25 protein-coding genes are annotated in these 25246 nt (G+C 56.2%); 24 read left to right on the top strand and 1 reads right to left on the bottom strand.

Annotated elements, in window-relative coordinates; translation table 11 throughout:
* The first annotated feature begins 76 nt into the window (after positions 1 to 76).
* Together B9L19_RS04220 and mbcS are read left to right on the top strand one after the other, a co-directional pair.
* Entirely contained in the window at positions 77 to 280 is a 204-nt protein-coding gene (locus tag B9L19_RS04220) for an alpha/beta-type small acid-soluble spore protein (RefSeq protein ID WP_025949520.1), read from the top strand.
* Positions 281 to 658: 378 nt separating this feature from the next.
* A complete protein-coding gene (gene mbcS, locus B9L19_RS04225) occupies positions 659 to 2251 on the top strand; it encodes an acyl-CoA synthetase MbcS (RefSeq protein ID WP_025949519.1) in 1593 nt (530 codons plus the stop codon).
* A gap of 161 nt (positions 2252 to 2412) precedes the next feature.
* Here the strand turns inward: mbcS and B9L19_RS04230 are convergent, their stop codons facing one another.
* Positions 2413 to 3216 carry an NAD kinase gene (locus B9L19_RS04230; RefSeq protein WP_025949518.1) on the bottom strand — a complete coding sequence of 268 codons (804 nt, stop codon included), beginning with the start codon at positions 3214 to 3216 and terminating at the stop codon, positions 2413 to 2415.
* 106 nt (positions 3217 to 3322) lie between these two features.
* Here B9L19_RS04230 and sppA point away from each other — a divergent pair, with 106 nt between their 5' ends.
* The 22 genes from sppA to B9L19_RS04340 all read left to right on the top strand — a co-directional run bounded on the left by sppA (position 3323) and on the right by B9L19_RS04340 (position 25008).
* Positions 3323 to 4330 (top strand): signal peptide peptidase SppA, encoded by a 1008-nt coding sequence (gene sppA / locus B9L19_RS04235; RefSeq protein WP_025949517.1) that lies wholly within the window; start codon positions 3323 to 3325, stop codon positions 4328 to 4330.
* Positions 4331 to 4342: 12 nt separating this feature from the next.
* Positions 4343 to 4816, top strand: coding sequence for an RDD family protein (locus B9L19_RS04240; protein WP_025949516.1), 474 nt, complete (start codon positions 4343 to 4345; stop codon positions 4814 to 4816).
* 110 nt (positions 4817 to 4926) lie between these two features.
* Positions 4927 to 5616 (top strand): DUF2953 domain-containing protein, encoded by a 690-nt coding sequence (locus tag B9L19_RS04245; RefSeq protein ID WP_025949515.1) that lies wholly within the window; start codon positions 4927 to 4929, stop codon positions 5614 to 5616.
* A gap of 11 nt (positions 5617 to 5627) precedes the next feature.
* Positions 5628 to 6092: a GerW family sporulation protein gene (gene ytfJ, locus B9L19_RS04250; RefSeq protein ID WP_025949514.1), complete on the top strand. Its 465-nt coding sequence runs from the start codon at positions 5628 to 5630 to the stop codon at positions 6090 to 6092.
* A gap of 123 nt (positions 6093 to 6215) precedes the next feature.
* Positions 6216 to 6716: a thiol peroxidase gene (gene tpx, locus B9L19_RS04255; RefSeq protein WP_015375628.1), complete on the top strand. Its 501-nt coding sequence runs from the start codon at positions 6216 to 6218 to the stop codon at positions 6714 to 6716.
* Between the two features lie 119 nt (positions 6717 to 6835).
* On the top strand, positions 6836 to 7825 hold the full coding sequence (locus B9L19_RS04260; RefSeq protein ID WP_047752649.1) for a class I SAM-dependent methyltransferase: 990 nt from the start codon (positions 6836 to 6838) through the stop codon (positions 7823 to 7825).
* 339 nt (positions 7826 to 8164) lie between these two features.
* A complete protein-coding gene (locus B9L19_RS04265) occupies positions 8165 to 9355 on the top strand; it encodes an acetate kinase (RefSeq protein ID WP_025949512.1) in 1191 nt (396 codons plus the stop codon).
* A gap of 221 nt (positions 9356 to 9576) precedes the next feature.
* Positions 9577 to 10095: an RNA-binding protein gene (locus tag B9L19_RS04270; protein ID WP_025949511.1), complete on the top strand. Its 519-nt coding sequence runs from the start codon at positions 9577 to 9579 to the stop codon at positions 10093 to 10095.
* A 189-nt stretch (positions 10096 to 10284) separates the two neighbouring features.
* Positions 10285 to 10632 (top strand): SCP2 sterol-binding domain-containing protein, encoded by a 348-nt coding sequence (locus B9L19_RS04275; RefSeq protein ID WP_025949510.1) that lies wholly within the window; start codon positions 10285 to 10287, stop codon positions 10630 to 10632.
* Positions 10633 to 10698: 66 nt separating this feature from the next.
* Positions 10699 to 12234, top strand: coding sequence for a long-chain-fatty-acid--CoA ligase (locus B9L19_RS04280; RefSeq protein ID WP_025949509.1), 1536 nt, complete (start codon positions 10699 to 10701; stop codon positions 12232 to 12234).
* Positions 12235 to 12254: 20 nt separating this feature from the next.
* A complete protein-coding gene (locus B9L19_RS04285) occupies positions 12255 to 13397 on the top strand; it encodes an acyl-CoA dehydrogenase family protein (RefSeq protein ID WP_025949508.1) in 1143 nt (380 codons plus the stop codon).
* The gene (locus tag B9L19_RS04290; protein WP_025949507.1) at positions 13394 to 14608 is read left to right on the top strand and encodes an acyl-CoA dehydrogenase family protein; all 1215 of its coding nucleotides are present in this window, start codon (positions 13394 to 13396) and stop codon (positions 14606 to 14608) included. The genes B9L19_RS04285 and B9L19_RS04290 overlap by 4 nt, the downstream gene beginning before the upstream one ends.
* Positions 14609 to 14754: 146 nt before the next feature.
* The gene (locus B9L19_RS04295) at positions 14755 to 15546 is read left to right on the top strand and encodes an enoyl-CoA hydratase/isomerase family protein (RefSeq protein WP_047752651.1); all 792 of its coding nucleotides are present in this window, start codon (positions 14755 to 14757) and stop codon (positions 15544 to 15546) included.
* A 14-nt stretch (positions 15547 to 15560) separates the two neighbouring features.
* Positions 15561 to 16403 (top strand): SDR family NAD(P)-dependent oxidoreductase, encoded by an 843-nt coding sequence (locus B9L19_RS04300; RefSeq protein WP_025949505.1) that lies wholly within the window; start codon positions 15561 to 15563, stop codon positions 16401 to 16403.
* An 84-nt stretch (positions 16404 to 16487) separates the two neighbouring features.
* The gene (locus B9L19_RS04305) at positions 16488 to 17630 is read left to right on the top strand and encodes a thiolase family protein (protein WP_047752652.1); all 1143 of its coding nucleotides are present in this window, start codon (positions 16488 to 16490) and stop codon (positions 17628 to 17630) included.
* Between the two features lie 19 nt (positions 17631 to 17649).
* Positions 17650 to 19395 (top strand): ABC1 kinase family protein, encoded by a 1746-nt coding sequence (locus tag B9L19_RS04310; protein ID WP_047752653.1) that lies wholly within the window; start codon positions 17650 to 17652, stop codon positions 19393 to 19395.
* 178 nt (positions 19396 to 19573) lie between these two features.
* Positions 19574 to 19900: a hypothetical protein gene (locus B9L19_RS04315; protein WP_025949502.1), complete on the top strand. Its 327-nt coding sequence runs from the start codon at positions 19574 to 19576 to the stop codon at positions 19898 to 19900.
* Positions 19901 to 20019: 119 nt separating this feature from the next.
* Positions 20020 to 21126, top strand: a complete 1107-nt coding sequence (locus tag B9L19_RS04320; protein WP_025949501.1) for a Zn-dependent alcohol dehydrogenase — start codon at positions 20020 to 20022, stop codon at positions 21124 to 21126.
* Positions 21127 to 21153: 27 nt separating this feature from the next.
* Positions 21154 to 21582 (top strand): hypothetical protein, encoded by a 429-nt coding sequence (locus B9L19_RS04325; protein ID WP_025949500.1) that lies wholly within the window; start codon positions 21154 to 21156, stop codon positions 21580 to 21582.
* Positions 21583 to 21675: 93 nt separating this feature from the next.
* Positions 21676 to 23166, top strand: coding sequence for an aldehyde dehydrogenase family protein (locus B9L19_RS04330; protein ID WP_025949499.1), 1491 nt, complete (start codon positions 21676 to 21678; stop codon positions 23164 to 23166).
* 112 nt (positions 23167 to 23278) lie between these two features.
* Positions 23279 to 24187, top strand: coding sequence for a R2-like ligand-binding oxidase (locus B9L19_RS04335; RefSeq protein ID WP_025949498.1), 909 nt, complete (start codon positions 23279 to 23281; stop codon positions 24185 to 24187).
* A gap of 215 nt (positions 24188 to 24402) precedes the next feature.
* Positions 24403 to 25008, top strand: coding sequence for a DUF6230 family protein (locus B9L19_RS04340; protein WP_025949497.1), 606 nt, complete (start codon positions 24403 to 24405; stop codon positions 25006 to 25008).
* The last annotated feature ends 238 nt before the right edge of the window (positions 25009 to 25246 follow it).

A 25246-nucleotide genomic window follows, 5' to 3' on the forward strand; every position in this document is an offset into this window, starting at 1 on the left:
AAAATTTACCAAAAAGCATCGCTGCATATCGTCATCTGTTTTCACACATTCTATAGGTACAAGGAGGTGAAAACAGATGGCACGCAACAACACGAATCAATTGCTCGTTCCAGGTGCGCAACAAGCGCTGGAGCAAATGAAATATGAGATCGCTCAAGAATTTGGCGTGAACTTAGGCGCTGACACGACTTCGCGCGCCAACGGTTCGGTCGGCGGCGAGATCACGAAACGTCTCGTAGCCATGGCGCAGCAACAATTGGGCGGCGCACGCCAATTCTAATTTCATCATGATGGCTTACGCGGCGGGGGGCATTCCCCGCCGCTTTTAACATCTTTTCGAAAGAAGTCTCCCACCTCAAGGAACGCGAAGGGTGTAACCCAGTGAGTAGGTGGGAGATGAATGTCGGTTGGCGTTAGCCAACGAATAGGATAGAATATGGTTAGAACGGACACCTTCGGAACGAAGGGAAGCGTAAAGGGTTCTTGTGTGTGGCTTACCGTTCGGCAAACGCACACAAGTCGCTTGAAGCCCCACCTCTCAGCGAAGCGTAGGTGGTGGGTAGTTCACGATGGGAAAAACGGTATTCAAAATAGAACGACTATTTTGTATAATAGAGATGCCGACCGCGGCGAAACAAGACAGAGGGGGAGAGGAACGATGAGACGGGAAGACTTGATTGCTCCCGAGCGCTACAATTTGACATCGGAAATAGAGCGGCATGCGGCCGCCGACCTGGATCGGATCGCGTTGAAATGGGAGAGCGAGCAAGGCGAAACGAAAGAGATTACATACGGCCGTTTGATGGCGCGCGCCAACCAAATTGGAAACGCTTTCTTGTCACGTGGGCTCGAAAAAGGCGATAAAGTGCTCGTCATGATGCCGCGCCTCATGGAAACATACGAAGTGTATATAGGAGCGCTCAAAGCTGGGCTTGTCGTCATCCCAAGCTCGGAGATGCTGCGGACAAAGGATTTGCAATATCGGCTCGCCCATAGCGAAGCGAAAGCGGTTGTCGCGTATGCGCCGTATACGGACGAATTTGCGCCGATTGACGGCATCGAACGTTTGATGAAGTTCGTCATCGGAGAACCCCGGGACGGATGGATTCCGCTTGAAGATGCTATGGCGAACGAAAGCGAAACGCTTGAGGCGGCGGACACCTCGCGCGATGATATGGCGTTTTTGTCGTACACATCCGGCACGACCGGCAATCCGAAAGGGGTTGTGCATTGCCATGGTTGGGCGTACGCCCACTTGCGCACGGCGGCAAAAAACTGGCTGTGCATTGAAGAAGGCGACCTCGTTTGGGCGACGGCCGGGCCGGGGTGGCAAAAATGGATTTGGAGCCCGTTTTTATCGGTGCTCGGCTCGGGGGCGACCGGTTTCGTCTACTACGGCCGCTTTGAGCCGGAAAAATATTTGCAGCTGCTCGAAAAATATCAAATCAATGTGCTTTGCTGCACGCCGACCGAGTATCGTTTGATGGCGAAAGTGCCGGACATCGGCCGTTATCATCTATCTCATTTGCACAGCGCCGTGTCCGCCGGCGAGCCGCTCAACCGCGAAGTGATCGACACGTTTGCCAAGCATTTCGGCGTCGACGTGCGCGACGGCTACGGCCAGACAGAAAACACGCTGCTTGTCGGCGTCATGAAAGGAATGCCCATCAAGCCGGGTTCGATGGGGAAACCGACGCCGGGCAACCGCGTCGAAATTATCGATGAAAACGGCGAGCCATGCCCGCCCGGACAAGTCGGCGACATCGCCGTCCATATCGAGACGCCGGCGCTGTTTAAGTATTATTACAAAGATCCGGAGCGGACAGCGATGCAGTTCCGCGGCGACTACTACATTACGGGAGACAAAGCGCGCAAAGACGAAGACGGCTATTTCTGGTTTGAAGGCCGCGGGGATGACATCATCATCAGCGCCGGCTATACGATCGGCCCGTTTGAAGTCGAAGACGCGCTTGTTAAGCACCCAGCCGTAAAAGAGTGCGCCGTCGTCGCCAGTCCGGATGAAGTGCGCGGCCATGTTGTCAAAGCGTTTGTCGTGTTGCGCGACGGGGTCGACAAAGACGATCCGTCACTGATTCCGGCTCTGCAAGAACATGTGAAACAGTTGACGGCGCCGTACAAATACCCGCGCAAAATCGAGTTTGTCGACGATTTGCCGAAAACGGCGTCCGGAAAAATCCGCCGCGTCGAGCTGCGCGAGCGGGAAGCCCGCCTTGCCGGCCGGTCGTTGTAAGCAGAAAGGGCCGGTTGAGCTGGCCGTTGCCAGAAGCGAGCGATGTCCGCGCGGCGACCAAACAAGAGGGTGTCTCGTTGCGAGACACCCTCTTGCCGCATGCGCGCTGCACGGATTCGCCCTTTTCGATCCGGTGTTTTGCTCGAAAACAGACGTGCGCTTCACAAAAAGACGCGTTTCACTTTATCCCAGAACGAATTGTCTTTTAGGCGCACCGTTTTGACCACCCGGTCGCTTAAACGAATGTCAATCCGCTCAATATGCTGGATGCTGAGCGCTTCATTGTCGAGGCCGATGATCGGAAAATGGCTCGTTTCCTCTGACATTTTCAGCGTCAACGTCCGCGAGCCGCTCAAAATGAACGGCGAGCCGAGCGTCCGGTAGCGGTTGCTGTTGAGCGAGGCGAGTTCGCTCACTTGAAAGCACGGCAAGAGCGGATCGACGACCGCTCCGTGCACCGATTTATTGTAGCCGGTGCTGCCGGTCGGCGTCGAAACGATGATGCCGTCGCCGCGGAACGTCTCGAAATGCAAGTCGTCGATGAAAACGTCGATCGCCATCGTTTTAATGATTTGGGAGCGTATCGAACATTCGTTTAAGCAGAAAAACGAAGCCGCGCCGTCGATCGTCACTTCGATGATGGGGTAGCGCCGCACTTCGAGTTTCCAATTTTTCGCCGCTTCCACCATATGATCGATGTCGTCAATATGGAAATCGCAGTAAAACCCGCGCGCCGGCAAGACGGACACGCCGACGTACAAACGGTCAGGAAGAAATCCCGTCTGCCGCACCGCCTGCAAAAACGCGCCGTCATCCCCGATGCTGACGATGATGTTTGCTTCCCGATAGTCGTCGACGACCACAAACGGACCGCGCTCTGCCAGCTCCATGAGCGGCTTCACCCGTTCGATGAGCTTGTCGTCGAGCTTATAAAAAAAATAAAGACGGTTGCGTTCCATATCCATGTTTTGCCCTCCTGCTGGCATCATTCCGTGTTTCTGTGTACAATAAACATTGTACCACATTTTCCATCCATTCTAAAAATATGGGAACGGATTCAGGGGGAGAACGATGAATCGAAAACGATGGACAGCGTTGGCCATCGCCGCGGCCTTGTTTGTCATTTCGGTGCTTGTTCATGCGGTTGGCGTTCTTTTGTCCGACAAGGCCGGCGGCTGGTCGGAAAGCTGGCTGGCGCTCATGGAGTCGCCATTTAGCGAAGAAGTCATCGCCGAGGGCGACCCGTTGAAAAAAATCGCGGTGTTGGAAGTGAACGGAGTTATTCAAGATGCGGGGGAAGCGGAGTCGCTTCTTTCCTCATCGACGTACAACCACCAAACGTTTTTGCAAATGATCAAACAGGCGAAGGAAGATCGAGACGTCAAAGCGATCATTTTGTGCATCAATTCGCCGGGCGGCGGTGTCGCGGAAAGCGCGGAAATTTACGATCAGCTGATGAAGCTGAAAAAGAAGACGAACAAGCCGATTTACGTATCGATGGGGGCCATGGCCGCCTCGGGCGGTTACTATATCGCTGCGGCCGGCGATAAAATTTTCGCCAGCCCGGAGACGATCACCGGCTCCATCGGTGTCATCATGCAAAGCGTCAACTATGAAGGGCTGGCAAAGAAGTACGGCGTGGAGCTTGTCACGATCAAAAGCGGGCCGTACAAAGACATCATGAATCCGGCGCGCAAAATGACCGAGGCGGAACGGGAGATTTTGCAGCAGCTGATCAATGATTCGTATGATGCGTTTGTGGATGTGGTGGCCAAAGGGAGAAAGCTGCCGGAAGACACGGTGCGCAAGCTGGCGGATGGCCGCATTTATGACGGGCGACAGGCGAAGGCGCTCCGCCTTGTCGACGAGTTCGGCTACTTGGATGACGCGATCGCTGCGCTCAAAAAAGAGCATCATTTAACCGGCGCTCAAGTCGTAAAATACGTGAACGATGCGCCGTGGAGCTCTCTTTTTGAGATGGTGTCGAACCGGATGAAGCCGGACAGCGAGGCGGCCGGGCTCATCCGCCTGTTGTCGCGCCCATCCTCGCCGCGGCTGATGTATTTATACGCCGAATAAAGGAGTGGAAACATGACGGACATGCAAATAACGGCGCCGCTTTCGGATCATCATCTCCCGCCGGCAGAGCGCCCTCTCTGCTACGGCGGCTTTTGGCTCCGCTTTTGGGCGTATTGCCTTGATGTCATTGTTGTCTCGAGCCTCAACCGGCTTGTCGTCTGGCCGCTTTTCCGCCTGTTCGATTGGCCGCTTGAGCGGGACGGTTTGTTTGCGCCGGCAGCGATCGCGTCAGCGGTCGTCTTTTACGCCTATTTCGTGTTGATGACGAAACGGTTTGGGCAGACGCTTGGCAAAATGGTGTTCGGCTTAAAAGTGGTCGATGAGCGCGGTGAGCCGCTCACCTGGCTGACCGTGTTGTTTCGCGAAGTCGTCGGCAAGTTCATTTCCAAGACGCTGTTGTTTATCGGCTTTTTGTTCGTAGCGTTTTCCGAAAAGAAAAAAGGGATGCATGACCAGTTCGCGGATACGATCGTCGTCCGCGAGTAACCCATCCGCCCTCATCAAGAACGGACCGTCAACCAATGTCCGCCTGCCGAAACGGCAGGTTTATTTTTTTTCCAGATGGCGACAATGGATGATGAAAGGGAGGGCGGACATTGAAAGCAATCATCGCGGTCATCGCAACAGTTGTTCTTTTGCTTCTTCTCGTCGCCTGGATGAAAGTATCGGTGACGCTCGTGTTTCGCCATATGAAAGACGATGATGAATGCAAAATTGTGGTGCGCACGTTGTTTGGCCTCATCCGCTACACCGTCCGCATTCCGCTCATCAAAGTGGACATGGATTCGGATGCGCCGGGGGTGGCGTTTCTCCATAAAAAAGGAATGGGGGGGACGCACGGAAAAGAGGAAAAGAGAGGAAAAGTGACGCCACAAAACATCGCCGACCTGTTTCGGCAGTTGAAACGGTTTCTCCAGCAGGTCGTCGACTTGCATGAAATTATGAAACAATTTTACCGCCACGTGACGATTACGAAATGGGAGTGGAAAACGAGAATCGGCACCGGCGACGCCGCGTCAACTGGCTTGCTCGTGGGGCTTGGCTGGTCATTGAAATACATGATCATCAGCACGGCGAGCCGCTATATGAACATGAAAACCACTCCGGTTGTCGCCATCGTTCCGGCCTATGATCGGGCCGCTTCGGAAACCATGTTTTTATGTATGATTCAGTTTCGAATCGGGCATGCTATGGTAGCAGGATTGCGAGTGGTCAAACATTGGCGCGGACAGCGGCCGCCAAAGCGGGACCCATTGGCGGCCAAGCAGGCAAATGAAGGCTACTAGGAGGAATGACGATGACGAACCATCCGATTCAAGGGCTGATGACAACAGCGATGGAAAACTTAAAACAAATGATCGACGTCAATACCATTATCGGCGACCCGGTCGAGACGCCTGACGGGAGTGTCATTTTGACCGTCTCGAAAGTTGGGTTTGGCTTTGCCGCCGGGGGCAGCGAGTTTATGCTTGACGGCCAACAAAACGGCCACCAAGGGGTGCAAGCCGGCGGGAACGGGCAGGCTCAAGGGAACGGACATCCGTTTGGCGGCGGCAGCGGCGGCGGTGTGTCGATTACGCCGATTGCGTTTCTCGTCGTCAACGCGTCCGGGGTGAAGCTGCTCCATTTGGATGAAAGCACGCACTTATACGAAAAAATTCTCGATGTCGCGCCGCAGGCGTTTGAGAAGATTCAGGCGATGCTGAGGAAAAACAAGAAAGACGGTGTCGCACACGAAAAAGCGAACGACTTTGACATTTAGCCGGACCGCTGGCGTCCGGCGTTTTTCCGTTTGGCGGCGCCGCCGGACAAAATCGTTGAAAAATTCTGCTTTGCGTTTTAGTATGGAAGTAGTACATATTTTTTCTAAAGGGGGAGAGAACCCATGGCCTATGTGACGTTTAAAGGGCAGCCGGTGACGCTTGTCGGCAACGAAGTGAAAGTCGGCGACAAAGCGCCGGATTTCACCGTGCTTGATCAAAACTTGCAGGAAGTGACGCTCGCGGATACGAAAGGACATGTTCGCCTCATCAGCGTTGTTCCGTCGCTCGACACCGGGGTTTGCGACGCGCAAACGCGCCGGTTTAACGAGGAAGCGGCAAAGCTCGACAATGTGAAAGTGTTGACGATCAGCGTCGATTTGCCGTTTGCGCAAAAGCGATGGTGCGGCGCCGCCGGCATTGAGAACGTGCAAGTGTTGTCCGACCATCGCGATGTTTCGTTTGGACAAGCATACGGCGTCTTGATCAAAGAACTGCGCCTGCTTGCCCGCGCCGTGTTTGTCATCGACAGCCATGACACAGTGACGTATGTCGAATACGTGCCGGAAGTAACGAACCATCCGAACTACGAAGCGGCGATTGAAGCGGCGAAAGCGGCGAAATAATGAAAAGGCCCCGACCCGTTCGGGGCCTTTTCGTTCCTATCGGTGCGTTTCTTGCGGCGCGAGGCGGACGGTCGTACAATATACAGAAGGGACGTTGGCAGAAAGGTGGGGACGTACAGATGATGACGCCAGTCGAACGGTTGTTCATGGTATTCGATGAAACGGCTCAACTTTTGCAAGAAGAATTGCAATGCACGTATTTAGAAGCCGTCGCGGAGACGGGGGAGAATTTGTTCCATGGTGACGTGCTGCAAGATGAGGTGAGCGAGCTGAACGCGAAACGGCTGAAAAAGCAGTATCACGAACTGACGCTGGAACAGTTTCAAAACGAAGAAATCCGCAAGGCGTTTCAGCTTGCGGTGTTAAAAGGGATGCGCCAGCATGTCCAGCCGCACCACCAAATGACTCCGGATGCGGTCAGTTTGTTTTTGGCGTATTTGGTCCGCGAGTTTACGCGCTCGCATTTGGCGCTGAAGATCCTCGATCCGGCCGTCGGCACGGCGAATTTATTGACGGCCGTGTTAAACGGCCTTCGGGGCAAACAGGCGGCGAGCTACGGCAGCGATGTCGATGATCTGCTTGTCAAATTGGCGTATATCAACGCAAACTTGCAACAGCACCCGGTGCAGCTGTTCAATCAGGACAGCCTGAAGCCGTTGTTCGTTGAGCCGGTTGACGTCGTCGTCTGCGATCTGCCGGTCGGCTATTACCCGGATGACGACAATGCCGTCCGCTTTGCCTTAAAAGCGAAAGAAGGAAAGTCGTATGCCCATCATTTGTTCATCGAGCAAAGCTTGCGCTATACGAAAGAGGGGGGGTACTTGTTTTTCCTGATCCCGAATACGTTGTTCTCGAGCCCGCAGGCGGGGCAGCTGAACGAGTTTTTAAGAGAGGCGGCCATTGTCCAAGGAGTCTTGCAGCTGCCGCTGTCGATGTTTAAACACGATCAGGCGGCGAAAAGCGTGTTCATTTTGCAAAAAAAAGGGCCGAACGTCAAAAAGCCAAAACACGTGCTGCTTGTCGAGCTGCCGCGGTTTTCCAACAAATCGGCAATGCAGGCGATGATGGCGAAAATCGACGCCTGGATCACCGAGGAAAAAGGACAGTGACAAGAGGGTGCCCCAATTGCAGGGGACACCCTTTTGGATCGCTGGCCCGCCAAGTTCCTTCACAAAACGAGAGGTTGCCTCTTCCCCCCTTGCGCTCACGCGTGGAAGTGAGGGCTTCTCGATGATCAAGGCTGCTCTTTCACCGCCCTTTTTGATCAGCGTCGTTTTCATTTTTCACAACATAAAAACTTTTTCTTGCAACCGGTTGCGAAACAAAGCCGCGCTTGAAACGTGAAAATGGGAGGCATACAATGAAAAAGGCATAGTGAAACGGCGCCCAATCGCGCACACTAACGATAAGCGCGAGCGGATTTTGGCAAAAAAGGAGCTGTGTTTTCGATGGCGAAAGTGCTAGCCATTAATGCGGGAAGTTCCTCGTTGAAATTCCAGCTGTTTGAGATGCCGGCAGAAACGGTGTTGACCAAAGGGGTCGTCGAACGGATCGGCTTTGACGATGCGATGTTCACCATTGTTGTAAACGGTGAAAAACATCAAGAAGTGACGGCGATTCCGGATCATGCTGCGGCGGTGAAAATGCTGCTCGACAAACTCATTCGTTACGGCATTATTCGTTCGTTTGACGAAATTGACGGCATCGGGCACCGCGTCGTCCACGGCGGGGAGAAGTTCAGTGACTCGGTGCTCATCACCGAGGACGTTATTAAGCAAATTGAAGAAGTGTCCGAGCTCGCTCCCCTTCATAACCCGGCCAACCTTGTCGGCATTCGGGCGTTTCAGGAAGTGCTGCCAAACGTGCCAGCGGTGGCAGTGTTTGATACGGCGTTTCACCAAACGATGCCGGAACAGTCGTTTTTATACAGCTTGCCGTATGAGTATTACACGAAATTCGGCATTCGCAAATACGGCTTCCACGGCACGTCGCACAAATACGTCACCCAGCGGGCGGCGGAGCTTCTCGGCCGGCCGATCGAACAGCTGCGCCTCATCTCGTGCCATTTAGGCAACGGGGCGAGCATCGCGGCGGTTGAAGGCGGCAAGTCGATCGACACGTCGATGGGCTTTACGCCATTAGCCGGCGTGGCAATGGGAACGCGCTCCGGCAACATCGACCCGGCGCTCATCCCGTACATTATGGAAAAAACGGGAATGACTGCGGATGAAGTGATTGACGTGCTGAACAAAAAGAGCGGCATGCTCGGCATATCCGGCATCTCGAGCGATTTGCGCGATTTGGAAAAAGCGGCCGCCGAAGGAAATGAGCGCGCGGAACTGGCGCTGGAAGTGTTTGCGAACCGCATTCATAAATACATCGGCTCGTATGCGGCGCGCATGTGCGGGATCGATGCCATCATCTTCACCGCCGGCATCGGCGAGAACAGCGAAGTCGTGCGGGCGAAAGTGCTGCGCGGCCTCGAGTTTATGGGAGTTTATTGGGATCCTATTCTAAACAAAGTGCGCGGCAAGGAAGCGTTCATCAGCTATCCGCATTCGCCGGTTAAAGTGCTCGTCATTCCCACCAATGAAGAGTTGATGATCGCTCGCGATGTGATGCGGTTGGCGGATTTGTAAGCGCGGAATAGCCCAAAACCAAAACGTTGCATAACGGCTGCCCGAACCAAAAGGGGCGGCCGTTTTTTTTTTTTTTTTTGGGGCCAGCTGCACTGATGAGTTTGGGCGAGGGGGCGTGATGTCCCGCGTGTTTTTTGCGTTCCCCCGGCAATTGTCGGAATTGCCGCCGGCGCTGTTTCGCGCCAAAATGGGGATAACGAACGGCAAAGGGGGGAGGATCCGTGGGGGTGTTCCACGATGACAACCATGTATACCGGGTGATCGGCGAATTTATGCAAATCCCAGCACGGCTGCGGACGGCAGAGGAGCTGCGGCAACGGTGGGGGCGGCATCCAGCGTATAAAGAATACGGCGATGAGGTGGAGCAAATCAACCGGATCGGCGAGCAAATCCGCCGTTCCCGAGCCGCGTTCGTCTTTTATTTGACTGACCCGGAGGCGATCATCAGCATTGATGCGAGGCGGCCGGAACCCGGTGAAAACTACTCGATTTATTTCGGGCAGGCACTCGATGCGCCCGATGCCGCCATTCAGACGACCGGCGATATCGCCCACCAATTTTGGGGCGGCAACATCAATGTTCCATTGGCGTTCATGACTGGGAAAATGAAAGCGAAGGGATCAAAGAAGAAAGCGTTGCAGCTTCTGCCGCGCATCGCGCCGGCGTTTCCGCTGTATCGGCGCTATTTGGAGCTGCTGGGTGAAGATGATCTTCTTTACGCCTTGCGAACACGGGGCTGAACGGCCGACGACGCCCCGTGCATCATTGAAATATTGCACGCTTTTATGACGGACAAATGTCGGGGAAAGCACAAAAAACGAACTGGAAAAATCCGAGCATCATCGGGATAGATGAAGGATTGAAAGCGGTTTATAGTAAAAGTGGGGCTGAAAATTTCTGATAGTTCAAAATATTAAGGAGGTACTGACATGCCCAGTGTGAAAGAAGTGTTTCAGATGATTGATCAACAATTGAAAGAAGACGTTTCACGAGCGGAAGGAATTGTCGCCGTGTATCAGTTCAATTTAAGCGGCGATGAAGCCGGCGTCTACCAAGTCGTGCTTCGGCCGGATGCAGGATTTGTCGTCGAAGGGGAACAAGAGCCGTCCGATTGCACGCTAAGCATGGATAGTGAAGACTTTAAAAAAATGGCGGAAGGGGAATTGAACGGAACGGAGGCGTTTATGAGCGGGAGGCTTCGCATCGACGGAGATATGGGGCTGGCGCTTCGCCTTCAAGAAGTGCTCGCCGCCTACAACAGTGCCAAGCAAGCTTAGTGGAGGAAAAGGGGGTGGCCGACAAATCGGCTGTCCTCTGACAAACGGATAGGGGAGAAGCGGACGATGCGTTTGACGGACATTTGGAAACGAAACATAGAGGAATATGGACCATATCCGCTGCTGGTATTTCAAGGAAAAGAGTATACGAACATCGAATGCGACGCCCGTTCGTCCGAATTGGCTCATGCGCTGGTAGAGCTTGGGGTCAAGCGGGGCGACCGCGTCGTCGTCACGATGCCGAACAGCCCGGAAGTGATCATCGCCTTCAGCGCCGTTCTGAAGGCTGGGGCCATCATCGTGCCGGTGCTGCCGCTGTTGCAGACGCAGGAGCTCCACTACATTTTTCAAGATTGCAAGCCGAAAGTGGTGCTCACAGTGGAAATGCTGTGGACGAAAGTGAAAGAGGCCGCCAATGGCTTGCCGGCGCCTCCGATGATCGTTACGCTGGACGATCCGGATTCGCTTCGCTCTTTGCGAACGAGAATGGAGCAAGCCCCCGCCAGCCTGCCGACTTCGGAAGTCGCCGAAAATGATCCTGCCGCCTTGCTTTACACGTCGGGAACAACCGGCCGGCCGAAAGGGGTCGTATTGACGCACCGCAATTTATCCATGAATGCGGAAGCAGCCGCTGAAATGGCGAAGCGGCTGCCGACCGAATTTGAACGCGTCGGCCTCGGGGTATTGCCGATCTCCCATGCGTTCGGTTTTACGATGATGAACGTGGCGCTCCTTTTGGGGGATAAAGTCGTCCTTCTGCCGTATTTTGAGCCGAAAAAAGCGCTCGAAGCGATTGAGCGGCATCGGGTGACGCATACGGCGATGGTGCCGGCGATGTTTCATGCTTTATGCCATTATGCCGAGGCCGATCGGTATGACACTTCCAGCTTGGTGGCTTGCATATCCGGTTCTGCGGCGCTGCCGCCCGAACTGGCTGAGCAGTTTCAACGCAAGTTCAACTGTCTCATTTTGGAGGGATATGGGCTGTCGGAAGCCGCTCCGATCGTGACGGCGACCGACCCGACGAAACCGATCAAGCTCGGGTCGGTCGGCTTGCCGCTTCCCGGGGTGCGGGTGGCGGTCGTCGATGAACACGGCAATCCCTTGCCGCCAAACGAAGTCGGAGAACTGATTGTGTCCGGTCCGAACATTTTTCAAGGCTACTATGGAAAAGACGAGGAGACCCGTCAGGCGCTGCGCGACGGCTGGCTGTATACCGGCGACATGGCGCGCATCGATGAAGACGGGTATGTGTTTATCGTTGACCGGAAAAAAGACGTCATCATCCGTGGCGGATTCAACATTTACCCGCGCGATATCGAGGAGCTGCTGATGTCCCATCCGGACGTGCTGGAAGCCGGCGTCGTCGGCGTCCCTTCGCCGAAAATGGGGGAAGAAATCGCCGCGTATGTCGTCGTCCGGCGCGGAGCGCAAGTGACGGAAGTGGAACTGATCGAGTTTTGCCAAAAGCGGTTGGCGAAATACAAAACCCCGCGCTTTTTGAAGAAGGTCGGCTACTTGCCGAAAAATATGATCGGCAAAATCGACAAAAAGAAGCTGCGTGAATGGGCGAGCGAGTTCATTCCCGCTGTCCAATCGTAATGGAAAAGGAGAGGGACAAAGTGATTTCGTTTCAACCGACTGAAGAAGAACAGGCATTTTTTCAAGTCGCCCGCAGCCTTGCCGTCGAGAAAATCCGCCCAGCCGCGAGAGAGTGTGAGAAACGCCGAACCGTTTCGGCTGATTTGAGCGACCGGGTGGATGAGCTTGGTTTATCGGCACTCGAGCTGCCAGAATCGTGGGGAGGCTTGGAACTGCCGCTTCTGTCGCAAGCGATCATTTGGCAAGCGCTCAGCTATGGCGATTTAGGCGTCATTCAAGGGCTTCCGGGAGCGGGGGAGGCGGCTTCCCTCTTTCGTCTGTCTCCCGAGCACCGCGTGTGGCACCGGTACCGGGAGATGGCAAAAGGCGGATGGCCGACTGTCGCCTGGATTGACGAAGCGGAACAAAAAGAACCGCTGAAGGAAGCGATTCGCGTGCGCCGGCGCGGCAGCGGATATATTGTGGACGGGGTGTCGTCTCCAGTCCGCTTGGCGTCGAAAGCCGACTGGGCGGTCATCGCCGCTAGGGATGAAGAAGAGGAAACGGTGTTGCTCGCTTTGGATGAGCGAGTATGGGAGATCGAAGAAGGAGACATCAGGCTTGGGCTGCTGGCTGCCGGCATCGCCCGCCTTCGGTTTGCGGAAGTGTACGCCGGTCCGGAACAGCTCGTTGCCTGTGGATCGGAAGCGGATGCATTGCTCAGCCGCGTGCGCGCCCGAAACCAAGTCATCGAAGCGGCGAAGGAAGTCGGCTTGATGGAGGCGGCGCTTGATTACACCATTGAATACACCGCCGGAAGAAAGGCGTTCGGACAAGAGATCGCCAAGTTCCAAGGGGTGTCCTTTACGATCGCTGAGATGGCGTTTGAATGCCGCGGGGCGAAATGGCTTGCATGGCAAGCGGCCGCTGCGGTCGACAGCGGAGAGGAACAGGCCGATGGATTGGCATTGCGGGCGCTGGCGCGCGCGCATCGTTCGCTGCGCTATGTCACCGATCAAGCGGTGCAAATGCTCGGTGGGCACGGGTACGTGCAAGAATACCCGGCTGAAAAATGGATGCGCGACGCCGAGGCACAAGTGATGCTGTACGGCCGGGAAACGGATTGGCTCATCCGCCGCGGCGAGCAGCTGCTGGGTGGACAGAAAGAGAGGGTGGCGCGATGATTTCGTTTGCTTTATCACCGCAGCAAAAACAAATCAAAGAACTCGTCCATTGGTTCGCCAAACATGAAGTGAGGCCAATCGCGCTGGAGGCCGACCGGCTCGGGCGCGTGCCGGATGAGTGGCTTAAGAAAGTAAACAAAATGGGCATTCAGCTCAACACGTCCTCGTTTGGCGGCGGGCGGTCTTCATCGTCAATCGATCAGAAAAAGGAAAAGAAAGAGCGCGAAGGCAACCGTGTGGCCGTCATCGCCGCCGAGGAGCTAGCGTGGGGCTGCCCCGCCATCGCCCTGTCTCTTCCCGGACCAGGCTTGGGCGGTCCGCCGATTCAGTCAAGCGGCACGCTTGAGCAAAAGCAGCGGTTTTTGTCCATTTTCACAAAAGACGAGCCGCGCTGGGGAGCTTACGCCTTGACGGAACCAGAAGCCGGTTCGGACGCGTCCGGCATCCGCACGACGGCCCGAAAAGTCGACGGCGGTTATCTGTTAAACGGGCAAAAAATTTTCATCACGAACGGTGCCCGCGCTTCATGGGTCGTGGTGTTCGCCACCGTGGATCCATCGCTTGGCCGCGCTGGGCATCGGGCGTTTGTCGTCGAAAAAGGGACGCCGGGCTTTGTCGCGACTCGCACCGTCCATAAAATGGGGCTGCGCGCCAACGAAACGGCGGAGCTGGTGTTCGAAGACTGTTTCGTCCCGGATAACAACTTGCTTGGGGGCGAAGAGTTGTACAGCGCAAACGCCAATCGACCGTCCGGTTTCCAAGTGGCGATGAAAACGTTTGACAGCACCCGCCCCATCGTCGCTGCCATGGCGGTCGGCATCGCCCGCGCGGCGTACGAATATACGCTTGACATCGTCCGGAGCGACTATCCGAAACAAGGGCGGCTGTATTACGAAGCGGCTGCGTTGCTCGCCGAAGCGGAGCAAGAGATCGAGGCGGCGCGCCTGCTTACGTGGGAGGCGGCGTGGAAAGCGGATATCGGCGAACCGAATGCGCTGGAAGCAGCCATCTGCAAGGCGGTGGCGGGGAAAATGGCCCTTCGTGTATGCGCCGCGTGCCTGGAACTGCTCGGTCCAGTCGGCCTTGACGGGCACTTAGTCGAAAAGCTGTACCGCGATGTCAAAGTGTTCGATATTTTCGAAGGCACGCAGCAAATCCAGCGGCTTGTCACAGCGAGGCGGCTGTATGCGCCATACGGCGTGCACGTCTAGAGAACCGTCATTCCCAAACGCCCTTTTTGCAAGTGGAACACCAGCTTTTTTCTCACCATAGAAGGCGTCAACTGCGCAAACACCGTGGTTGTTCACCGACTTTCCAGACGGACGGTGAACCGGAACGAATGAAAGGGGGAATTCCGATGGCTTACGAAACGCTTCGCCTTGAACGGCGGACGAAAGGAGTCGCGTGGATTGTCATCGACCATCCGCCGGCCAATGCCATTAGCGAGAGGCTGATGGAAGAATTGGAACAGGCATCTAACGAACTAGAAGCCGACCGCGGGGTGCGCGTCATCGTCATTGCATCGGCCCATCCGAAAACGTTTCTCGCTGGCGCCGATTTGAAGGATATGATTCAGCGGGGAAGCCAGTTTGCCGGCAATGAAGCGGGCATCGCCGAACAAAGCGCCCGCATGCAACGCTGTTTCGACCGGTTTGCGACGATGCCGAAACCGGTCATTGCCGCCATCAACGGCTACGCGCTTGGCGGCGGCTGCGAGCTTGCCTTGGCGTGCGATTTCCGCATCATGGGCGGAGGGAAAATCGGCTTGACGGAAGTCTCGCTCGGCCTCATTCCCGGTGCGGGCGGCACGCAGCGGCTGACGCGCCTCATCGGCCGGGCGAAGGCGACGGAGCTCATCTTTCTCGCCAGACAGCTTACCCCGCAAGAAGCGCTCCAATTCGGCCTTATTCATCGCGTCACAGCTCCGGAGCGGTTGGAAGAAGAGGCGGCGGCGTTTGCTGAGCAGCTGTCCGAAGGAGCCGTGCGGGCGATGGGGCTCGCCAAGCGGGCCATCTATGCGGCTGAGGGGCTTCCAGAGGATGGATTTGGCATCGAAGCGGCGTCATTTGCGGCCACGTTTAAGACAGGAGAGCCGGCGATTGGGCTGGCAGCATTTTTCCAAAAGAAACAACCGCAATTTTTGCGATAAACGGAGGGATCTTGATGTCGTCATGGGCGGAGTTGTTGAAAGGGAAAGTGGCGGTCGTCACCGGCGCCTCGCGGGGGCTTGGGCGCGCGGATGCCTTGGCGCTTGCCGAAGCGGGGGCGGATGTCGTCATCACTGATATTTTGCTTGAATCGGATGACGAAAGCAAACAGACGGCGCAAAAGTATGGGCCGCTTTCGCAAGTCATGCAAAGCACGAAAGTCATCTATGCCGAAAAAACGGCGGACGAAATTCGCGCCATGGGGCGGCGGGCGATGGCCATTAAAATGGATGTCACCGATCGCGAGCAGGTGAAGGAGGTGTTCGCCCGCGTCAAAGAAGAGTTCGGCTCGATCGACATTTTGGTCAACAACGCCGGCACGCTTGACCACGTGTCGCAAATCGAAAAGCAAAACGACGAGTTTTGGGAGCGCGATTTGCGGGTGAACTTGACGGGCACGTACAACTGCACGAAAGCGGTGTGGCCGTACATGAAAGAGCAAGGGTGGGGGCGGATCATCAACATGTCGTCCGTCGCCGGGACGCTCGGCGGCTTTGGGCAGGCGAGCTATTCGGCGACGAAAGGGGCGGTGTTGAGCTTTACGAAAAGCATGGCGCTCGAAGGGGCGCGCTACGGCATTACGGTGAACGCCATCGTGCCGGGCATCATCAACACGGAAGCGTTTCGCATGGGCAACCCGAAAATGAATGAACGCATGATCCAGCGCACCGCGTTCCGCCGTCCGGGCGAGCCGGAAGATGTGGCCAACGCCATTGTGTTTCTTTGCTCGGATAAGGCGAAATACATTACAGGCATCGGGTTGAATGTGTCCGGCGGCATCGAACTGTTTACGTTTTAAAGAAGCTGTCCGTCTGCCGTGCCTTGCTTCAGAGACGGGCGAGAAAGCCGCATTCCATTATGATGCAGAACAGGAGGGGGCCGCATGAGGGAAGTGGTGATCGTCGACGCCGTGCGCACGGCGATCGGCAAGAAAAAAGGCGCGCTCGCCAACGTCCATCCGGTCGATTTGCTTGTTCCGGTGCTGCGGGCGCTTGTCGACCGGAACGGGATCGATGCCAATCTAGTTGAAGATGTTGTTGTGGGCTGTGTGACGATGACCGGAGAGCAAGGCGGCAACATCGCCCGCCAGGCGGTGCTCGCCGCCGGATTTCCGGTCAGCGTGCCGGCGTTTTCCTTAAACCGGATGTGCGGTTCGAGCCAGCAGGCGATCCATAACGCCGCGCAGGCGATTTTGGCCGGCGACATCGACATTGCCATCGCCGCCGGGGTTGAAAGCATGACGCGCGTGCCGATGGGAAGCGACATGGGGCGGTTCAGCCGTCAGCTGACGAGCCGGTACAACATCGTGCCGCAAGGAATTTCCGCGGAGATGATCGCGAAAAAATGGGGATTGTCACGCGAGGAGCTTGACATGTTTTCCTTGCAAAGCCATGAAAAAGCGGCCGCGGCGACCGACAGGGGGCTGTTTGAGCGCGAGATCGCCCCGATCGAGGCGCCGGGAGAGAATGGGCCGGTTGTCTTTGCCCGCGACGAGGGGATTCGGCGCGACACGTCGCTTGAGAAGCTGGCGGCGCTCACGCCGTCGTTCCAACCGAAAGATGGCGTCATCACGGCCGGCAACTCCAGTCAAGTGAGCGACGGCGCGGCCGGCGTGCTGCTCATGTCGGCGGAAAAAGCCCGACAGCTCGGTTTGCGGCCTCGAGCCCGCATCGTCGCCCGCACGGTCGTCGGCGAAGATCCGATTTTGATGTTGACCGGCGTCATTCCCGCGACGCGCCGCGTGCTCGACAAAGCCGGGCTGCGTTTGGATGACATCGATGTGATCGAAATCAATGAAGCGTTCGCTTCCGTCGTCAAAGCGTGGGAGCGGGAACTCGAACCGAACATGGCGAAAGTAAACCCGCGCGGCGGGGCCATCGCCCTCGGCCATCCGCTCGGTGCGAGCGGAGCCCGGCTGATGACAACGCTGCTTCATGAGCTTGAGGACATGGACGGGAAATACGGATTGCAAGTGATGTGCATCGGCTTTGGCATGGCGACCGCCACCATCATCGAGCGGTTGTAAGCGGAAAGGGGGGAGCGGGGTGCACGCATCGTTGGAAGCGGCCCAAGCAAAGCCGAAACCCGATTTCGCGGCGATTGGCGCGGCCATTGAAGAGGAACTGGCCGCCATTACATCGGGAAAACGGCGGCGGAAAATCATGGCGGTGCTTGTCAAAAACGGACTCGGCATGATGCTTGGCGACGCTGTCGCCCATAAGCTGTGGGGAAAGAGGGGGAACAACGATTATTGGCGCCATGTCGGCCGCCGGCTGCGCCTGGCGTTTGAGGAGCTCGGCCCGACGTTCATCAAGCTCGGGCAAGTGCTCGTCACTAGGCAAGATTTATTGCCGGAGCCGGTGACACTCGAGCTTGAGAAGCTGCTCGACCGCGTGCCGCCGATCGAGTTTGCCAAAATTCAATACATTCTCGAGCACGAGCTGTCCGACGGCCTTGAGACGTTTGAGTGGATCGACGAAACGCCGCTCGGTTCAGCGTCTCTCGCACAAGTATACAAAGCGAAACTGAGAGACGGGCCTGTTGTAGCGGTCAAAGTTGTGCGCCCGACGGTCGAAAAGCTGTTTCAAACCGATATCGCCATTATCAAAAAAATGGCCGCCCGCCTGCAGAAGCGGCTGCCGTCCGAGCTGCAGGCCGCCCTCGATCTCGGGGGACTCGTGCAAGATTATTACAGCAGCGCCATGGATGAACTCGACATGACGGAAGAAGCAAGAAAAATGCGAGAAATGAAGCAAAAGTATGAGAGGAGGGCTGAACATGTCACGGTTCCGCACGTGTACGACGCGACGAAAAGCGTCTTGATCATGGAGTACATCGACGGCTGGCTCATCAAAGATTTCCCTGTTGACTTTCTCACCTTCGAAGAGCGGGTCAACATCATGATCGATCTTGTCCATCATTACGTGCAGACAATGCTTGACGGTCATTACCACGCCGATGCCCACGGCTCGAACATTATGATCGACAAACGGACGAAAAAGGCGGTCATCATCGACTGGGGGATGACCGGGCGGATGGACAGCGTGATGGCGCAAATTTTAATGCGCGTCATTTTGCACATCCAGCTCAATCAGGCGGAAGACGCCGCCGAGGTGTTCATGGAGCTCATGTCGCCGACTATTTACACCGATATCGTCAAGTTGAAAGACGAGCTGCGGACGCTGACGCTCAATTACGTCAACGCCCACCAAGGAAGCAGCCGCTACAACTACGGCCGCCTCGTTCTCGAAGCGACAGCGATCGGGCTTCGCAACTACTGCAAAGTGCCAAACGGCTTGGCGCTTTGGGCGAAAGGATTTTCCGCCACCGAAGGAACGGCGCGCTGGATTTGCCCGGAAATTTCGTACGGCGAAGTCGTCGAGGCGTACGAAATCCCGATTTTGAAGAGCATTCTTGGAAAGCGCTTTAATTTCCGCGCCAATGCGAGCCTTGTCGCGGAAACAGCGGAGATGATCGCCACCTTCCCGCGCCGGTTCAACAAGGTGCTCGAGACCATGGCCGAAAACAAATGGCGCATGACCGTGCAAGTACAGACCGACCCAGTGACGCGCAACACGCTCAATCAAATCGCCAACCGGCTGGCGCTTTCCCTCATCGCGTTTGCCGTTATTATGGCCACCGGGTTGATTGTCGCCAGCATTCCGGGCGGAACGTTTCTCGGCATGGAGAAAACGACGATCGCCAACATCGGGTTGGGTGTCTCGTTCGTTTTGATTTTGTTCCTTTGCTGGCGGCTGTTCCGCACCCGGAAGCAGCGGTCGTGGTTTTAACGGGAAAGGCTTCCGTCGAGCGCTGACGGCGGCATTCGATTCGATGCGCCCTCATGCCGCTCGTGCTGCATTCATGCGTTTCCGCTATGTCATCCCCCGCTGCAGGATACTCCGAGAACCGGGTGCGGCCTTTCCCAGCCAAGGAGAGCAAGGATAAACAAGAAGCGGAGGGGAGCCGATGCACGACGAACAAGAGCAACTGACGATGTCCAAACGCATTGAAGCGTTTTACCGGCAAAGCGGCGGACCGGGGAGCCCGACGATTCGAAGGCTTCTCGAACGACATTTGCTGTATGGGAAAGACCATGGGCTGCCGGGGAAAAAGGAAGAATTTGAGGATGTCATCCGCGATGTGTTTTTGCAAGATCATTCGACGCGCCCGCTGGTGATGGGGTTTTTCAAGCTGAAAACAGCGCTTAGAAAGGAATGGGATGCCTATTTGAAGGCGCTTGGCGCCCGCCCGGCTTCCGCCGAGGAACCGGACATTGCACGCAAAAGGGTGTAAACCGGGCAGATACATTTCGCATGAAAAGCTCCGCACCAACGGGGCGCTTAGGCATAGGCGGCCCTTGCCTATGTGAGATCCGCCTTGGACAACGGGCGCAAAAAAAGGGGGGAACGAACATGGCAAAAGCCGCAGTATTGCACCGCTACGGGGGGCCGCTTTCCATCGAGGAAGTGGACGTGGCGGCCCCGAAGCGCGGGGAAGTGAAAGTGAAATTGAAAGCGGCCGGCCTGTGCCATAGCGATTGGCACGTCATCGACGGAACGCTCCCGCTGCCGTTGCCGATCGTGCTTGGCCATGAAGGGGCGGGCATCGTCGAAGAAGTGGGGGAAGGCGTGACGAGCGTAAAACGCGGCGACCACGTCGTCTTGAATTGGGTGCCGGCCTGCTCCCGTTGCCGTTATTGCCGCATCGGGCGGCCGGATTTGTGCGAGCAGGCAGCCAGGCTCACGTCATCAGGGACCATGCCCGACGGGACGACGCGCTTTTCTTGGCAAGGGAAGCCGGTGCACCAATTTTTAACCGCCGGCGCATTCAGTGAATACACCGTCGTTCCGGAGCAGGCGGCCATCCCGATTCGCCGCGACGTGCCGTTTGAACTTGCCGCCTTGATCGGCTGCAGCGTCATCACCGGCGTTGGCGCCGCCATTCACACCGCCCAGGTGCGCCCCGGCAGCACGGTCGCCGTCATCGGCGCCGGCGGTGTCGGATTCAACATCATTCAAGGCGCTGCCTTGGCTGGGGCAAAACAAATCATTGCCGTCGATATGATCGAGGAAAAGCTGGCGATGACGAAAACGTTCGGGGCGACGCACACCGTCAACGTCGAAAAGGACGATGCCGTGGATGCCGTGCTCGATTTGACCGATGGGCTTGGCGTCGACTACGCGTTTGAGGCGATCGGCCGGCCAGAGACGATGGCTGATGCGTACAACATGACGAGAAAAGGAGGAATGACGGTCATCGTCGGCATTGCCGCCCCGCATGAGACGGTGGAGATCAACGCGTTTTCCTTGCCGTCGCAATCGAAAATGTTGACCGGCTCCTGGCTCGGTCAAGGCAATCCGCCGGTTGATTACCCGAAGCTGCTCGATTTGTATGCGGCGGGCAAGCTGAAGCTTGAGCCGCTCATCAGCGCCGTCTATTCGCTCGAGCAAATCAACGACGGATTCGCTGCCCTAAAAAGCGGGCAAACCATCCGTGGCATCATCCGGTTTGACGATTGATCAGAACAAAGAAAAAGGGGGATTGCCATGCCTGTCTTTCAAAACGAACAAGAATTATACGACGTGCTCGGCCGCTTTTTTGAACGGGTGGCTGAAACGGAAGAATCGAAAGAACTGATCGCCTCGACGGAGCTCGGGCCTGGTTATGACGCGTTTGTTCAATATATTTTTCATAAGCCGGAAGCGAAAATTACGTGGACGGCGGAAAACGGGGCGTTGAAAATCGTCTGCGGCGAAACGGACTTGCGGCCGGAGCTCGTGTTTGAGCAGACGGCCGATGTCGGGCATAAGTTTTGGCTCGGGAAGCTCGATTTGCAGCAGGCGCTCGCCCGCCAGCAAATCAAAGTGCAAGGGCCGCTTGTGAACGCCTTGAAAGTGCTGCCGCAGCTTGACGCCATTTACCCGGCGTACCGCGACTATTTGCAGGAAATCGGCCGCGATGATTTGCTGCGGTAGCGCCGGGCGGGGGAAGCCGTTCGAAGTCCGGCGGCTGAAAAACGCCGCTTTCCCGCGATGGGAAAGGGGAACAGTCAGAAAGGAGAGAGGAAGATGATTTCTTCCACCACCACCGAAGCGATGTTATGGATCGGCGGCGAATGGCAGCCGGCGGCAGACGGCGCCGTGTTTGACGTCATCGATCCAGCGACCGGAAACGTGACGGCCTGCGTCGCGAACGCCGGGGAAGCGGATGTCGACAAAGCGGTCGCTATCGCCCAAGAAGCGTTTAACGATCAACGATGGTTGTCCGTTCCGCCGCTTGAGCGCGGGCGCATCTTGCGGCGCATCGCCGAACTGATCCGCCAGCACCACTATGAACTGGCGCAGCTCATGACGCGGGAAAACGGCATGCCGCTCAACCAAGCGCTGTTTATCGAAATTCCGCTCGCCGCCGACTGCTTCGACTTTTTCGCGTCGCTCGTTGTCAAGCCGCACGGGGATGTGCTGCCGTTTGCCGTCGCCGGAGGGGCGCCGGATTACATGGCCTGGACGGTGAAAGAGCCGATCGGGGTGGCGGGGCTCATCACCCCGTGGAATTTTCCGCTTTTGATGCCGTCATGGAAAATCGCCCCGGCGCTTGCCGCCGGCTGCACGATGGTGGTAAAACCGGCGCCCGAAACGCCGCTGACCGCGCTGAAGCTCGCCGAGCTTTGCCATGAGGCCGGCGTGCCGGAAGGGGTCGTCAACGTCCTGCCTGGGCTCGACGAAGCGGGAAAAGCGCTCGTCCGTCATCCGGGCGTGCCGAAAATTGCGTTTACCGGCGAGACGGCAACCGGCCGCCACATTTTGCAAGCGGCCGCGCCGCACATCAAACGGGTGACGCTCGAGCTCGGCGGGAAGTCGCCGAACGTCATCTTCGCCGACGCCGATCTGGAACAGGCGGCGAAAAGCGCCTTGTTTGGCGTGTTCTACAACTCCGGGCAAGTGTGTCAAGCGGGAAGCCGCATTTTAGTGGAGCGCACGGTGTACGAACCGTTTGTCGAGCGGTTGGCTGAGCGGGCGAAAAAGCTGAAAGTCGGCCCCGGGACGAACGCGCGCAGCGACCTCGGCCCCGTCATCAGCCAGGAGCAATACGAGAAAGTGTTGCGCTACATTGAGATCGGCAAGCAGGAAGGAGCGCGGCTTGCGGCGGGAGGAAGAGCTTTGGATGGGCTTGGGGGCGGCTATTTCATCGAACCGACTGTGTTTGCCGATGTATCGCCATCAATGCGCATCGCCTGTGAAGAAATTTTCGGCCCGGTGGCGGCGGTCATTCCGTTTGACGATGAGGAAGAAGCGGTCCGCATCGCCAACGGGACGATGTACGGTTTGGCGGCCGCGGTGTGGACGAACGACATTAAGCGGGCGCTCCGTCTCGCCCAGCGGGTGAAAAGCGGAACGGTGTGGATCAACACATACCAAGTGCTGTCGCCGACTGCGCCGTTTGGCGGGTACAAGCAAAGCGGCCTCGGGAGAGAGCTTGGCATGCAGGCGCTCGACGCCTATCTGGAGACGAAAACAGTCATTTGCGACCTCAATGACCGGCCGATGACGTTGTTTTAACAGCTGGGGAAGGCGCTTTTTTGTGGAGGGAACACGTTCTTGCTTTCGAAGGGCATTCGGTGAAAGACAGACCGATTCCATCAAAGCTGAACGATAGAAGGAGGGGGATATGATGGTTCATCATGACAGTTTTCAAACGGTGAAAGCCACGATCGATTGGGAACATCCGATGTATAAGTTGTATGAAAAAGCGAAGCGAAACGGGAAATGGAACCCGGCCGACATTGACTTCAGCCAAGATCAGAAAGATTTTGCCAGCCTGACGAGCGAAGAAAAAATTTCCGCGCTGCCGCTTGTCGCCGGCTTCTCGGCCGGGGAAGAAGCGGTGACGCTTGACATTTTGCCGATGGCCCACGCCCTCGCGCGCCAAGGGCGGCTGGAGGATGTCTTGTTTTTGACGACGTTTATGCACGATGAAGCGAAACATGTCGAAATGTTTTCCCGCTGGCAGCAAGCCGTCGGCATCGGGCAGATGGATTTGTCCGTCTTTCACAACGACCATTACAAACGCATCTTTTACGAAGCGCTGCCGGAAGCGATGAACCGGCTGTATGCCGACGACTCCCCGGAAGCGGTCATCCGCGCCGCCACCGTCTACAACATGATCGTCGAAGGAACGCTCGCCGAATCGGGCTATTACACGTTCCGGCAAATTTACAAAAAAGCCGGGCTGTTTCCGGGTCTGTTGCAAGGAATCGATTACTTGAACATGGACGAAGGGCGGCACATCCAGTTCGGCATCTACACGATCCAGCGGATCGTCAACGAAGATGAACGGTATTACGAACTGTTTATCCGATACATGGATGAATTATGGCCGCACGTCATCGGCTACGTCGACTACTTGACCGAGCTCGGCAAGCGCCAGCAGCAGCTCGCCCGCACGTATGCGCTTGAGATCGACTATGATTTGTTGAATCGCTATGTGGTGAAACAATTCAACCTCCGCAAAAAGCAAATCAGCCGCACGAAGCGCGTTGACGTCGTTGAGGAACTTGAAAAAACGGCTGCTGAGTCATGAACGAACGGGCGGGCTCTGCCCGCCTGCATCTAAAAAGTATTTTCGCAAACATTCTGCTGGCTGAACGTGAAAGGAGGTGCAAGGGGTACGGCGATGCGTGCAGCATGACGGCAAGATCCGCTGCTGCCTTCAAGGGAAGCAAGGTATTTATTTTGGGGGGAATAGGGATGAATCAAAGCTTGTCGGATGAAGGAACACAAAGGGGGCATGAAAAAATGGGGAGCTTGTTTGCGGTCAATCCAAAACGATTTGCGATTGCGGGGGGAGCTGGGTTCCTCGCCGTCATCGCCTTGGTTGCCATGCTTCTTCTGTCGGGGACGGCGTTTGCGGCGTTTCCGCTTTCAGGAGTCGGGGGATTTACGATCAGCGCTGATAAAATTACCGGAACCGGGTTTAAACTGTATCCCGCCATCGGTGAAACTGAACAAAGAGGGGCTTGGGGACAGGCCGCCGTCGATTTGGCGTCGGCGAACATCACCAATTTGGTGCTGACGAAAAACATCAACACCGAATCGGCGCTTGGCGCTTACGGCATTAAAAGCATTGACGTCGTCGTCACTGGCGGCAATGTAAGCGGACAAAATCTCAAGCTGCGCGTCACCGGCATTCAAGCGGACAGCACGTCATTTGCCGGCTTGGAGACGCAAGAGCATAAAACCGACAATCCGCTCAATGTCATCGACTTGAGCGCGCCGAGCTTGACTCTTGACAAACCGAGCTTGAACACGCATTACATGTCGGCTGGGTCGATCACGATTCCAAACATGAAGCTCAAAGTGATCGCCAATATGAAAGACGGAAGCCGCGTCGGTGATTTTTAATCCGGTCTGATCATCATTTAGATGGGAGAGGTTCATCTCCTATTCCTCCCAAAATGAATCAGATGATCTGTCCATCTTGTTTCCTTGTCTAGGAGGCTGGTGAAAAACGACTGATTTTGCCGAACCCATTGTTTTCGGCCGACAGAGAAACGTTGATTTTGCAAAACTTCTCTATTTGAGAAAAAAGTCCATTTTCCGAGATTTTTCACTAAATCACCGGCCTTCTAGGGTTGCATCA

The sequence above is a fragment of the Geobacillus thermocatenulatus genome (genome assembly GCF_002217655.1).
Lineage (GTDB): Bacteria > Bacillota > Bacilli > Bacillales > Anoxybacillaceae > Geobacillus > Geobacillus thermocatenulatus.

What these genes read in the sequence shown, in the direction of transcription:
- B9L19_RS04260 (WP_047752649.1), top strand. Translation starts at nt 6,836, where the DNA reads ATGATGACGCCAGTCGAACGGTTGTTCATGGTATTCGATGAAACGGCT.
- B9L19_RS04335 (WP_025949498.1), top strand. Translation starts at nt 23,279, where the DNA reads ATGGTTCATCATGACAGTTTTCAAACGGTGAAAGCCACGATCGATTGG.
- B9L19_RS04240 (WP_025949516.1), top strand. Translation starts at nt 4,343, where the DNA reads ATGACGGACATGCAAATAACGGCGCCGCTTTCGGATCATCATCTCCCG.
- B9L19_RS04295 (WP_047752651.1), top strand. Translation starts at nt 14,755, where the DNA reads ATGGCTTACGAAACGCTTCGCCTTGAACGGCGGACGAAAGGAGTCGCG.
- B9L19_RS04325 (WP_025949500.1), top strand. Translation starts at nt 21,154, where the DNA reads ATGCCTGTCTTTCAAAACGAACAAGAATTATACGACGTGCTCGGCCGC.
- B9L19_RS04290 (WP_025949507.1), top strand. Translation starts at nt 13,394, where the DNA reads ATGATTTCGTTTGCTTTATCACCGCAGCAAAAACAAATCAAAGAACTC.
- B9L19_RS04220 (WP_025949520.1), top strand. Translation starts at nt 77, where the DNA reads ATGGCACGCAACAACACGAATCAATTGCTCGTTCCAGGTGCGCAACAA.
- B9L19_RS04275 (WP_025949510.1), top strand. Translation starts at nt 10,285, where the DNA reads ATGCCCAGTGTGAAAGAAGTGTTTCAGATGATTGATCAACAATTGAAA.
- tpx (WP_015375628.1), top strand. Translation starts at nt 6,216, where the DNA reads ATGGCCTATGTGACGTTTAAAGGGCAGCCGGTGACGCTTGTCGGCAAC.
- B9L19_RS04315 (WP_025949502.1), top strand. Translation starts at nt 19,574, where the DNA reads ATGCACGACGAACAAGAGCAACTGACGATGTCCAAACGCATTGAAGCG.
- sppA (WP_025949517.1), top strand. Translation starts at nt 3,323, where the DNA reads ATGAATCGAAAACGATGGACAGCGTTGGCCATCGCCGCGGCCTTGTTT.
- mbcS (WP_025949519.1), top strand. Translation starts at nt 659, where the DNA reads ATGAGACGGGAAGACTTGATTGCTCCCGAGCGCTACAATTTGACATCG.
- B9L19_RS04320 (WP_025949501.1), top strand. Translation starts at nt 20,020, where the DNA reads ATGGCAAAAGCCGCAGTATTGCACCGCTACGGGGGGCCGCTTTCCATC.
- B9L19_RS04305 (WP_047752652.1), top strand. Translation starts at nt 16,488, where the DNA reads ATGAGGGAAGTGGTGATCGTCGACGCCGTGCGCACGGCGATCGGCAAG.
- B9L19_RS04300 (WP_025949505.1), top strand. Translation starts at nt 15,561, where the DNA reads ATGTCGTCATGGGCGGAGTTGTTGAAAGGGAAAGTGGCGGTCGTCACC.
- B9L19_RS04330 (WP_025949499.1), top strand. Translation starts at nt 21,676, where the DNA reads ATGATTTCTTCCACCACCACCGAAGCGATGTTATGGATCGGCGGCGAA.
- ytfJ (WP_025949514.1), top strand. Translation starts at nt 5,628, where the DNA reads ATGACGAACCATCCGATTCAAGGGCTGATGACAACAGCGATGGAAAAC.
- B9L19_RS04280 (WP_025949509.1), top strand. Translation starts at nt 10,699, where the DNA reads ATGCGTTTGACGGACATTTGGAAACGAAACATAGAGGAATATGGACCA.
- B9L19_RS04230 (WP_025949518.1), bottom strand. Translation starts at nt 3,216, where the DNA reads ATGGATATGGAACGCAACCGTCTTTATTTTTTTTATAAGCTCGACGAC.
- B9L19_RS04265 (WP_025949512.1), top strand. Translation starts at nt 8,165, where the DNA reads ATGGCGAAAGTGCTAGCCATTAATGCGGGAAGTTCCTCGTTGAAATTC.
- B9L19_RS04340 (WP_025949497.1), top strand. Translation starts at nt 24,403, where the DNA reads ATGGGGAGCTTGTTTGCGGTCAATCCAAAACGATTTGCGATTGCGGGG.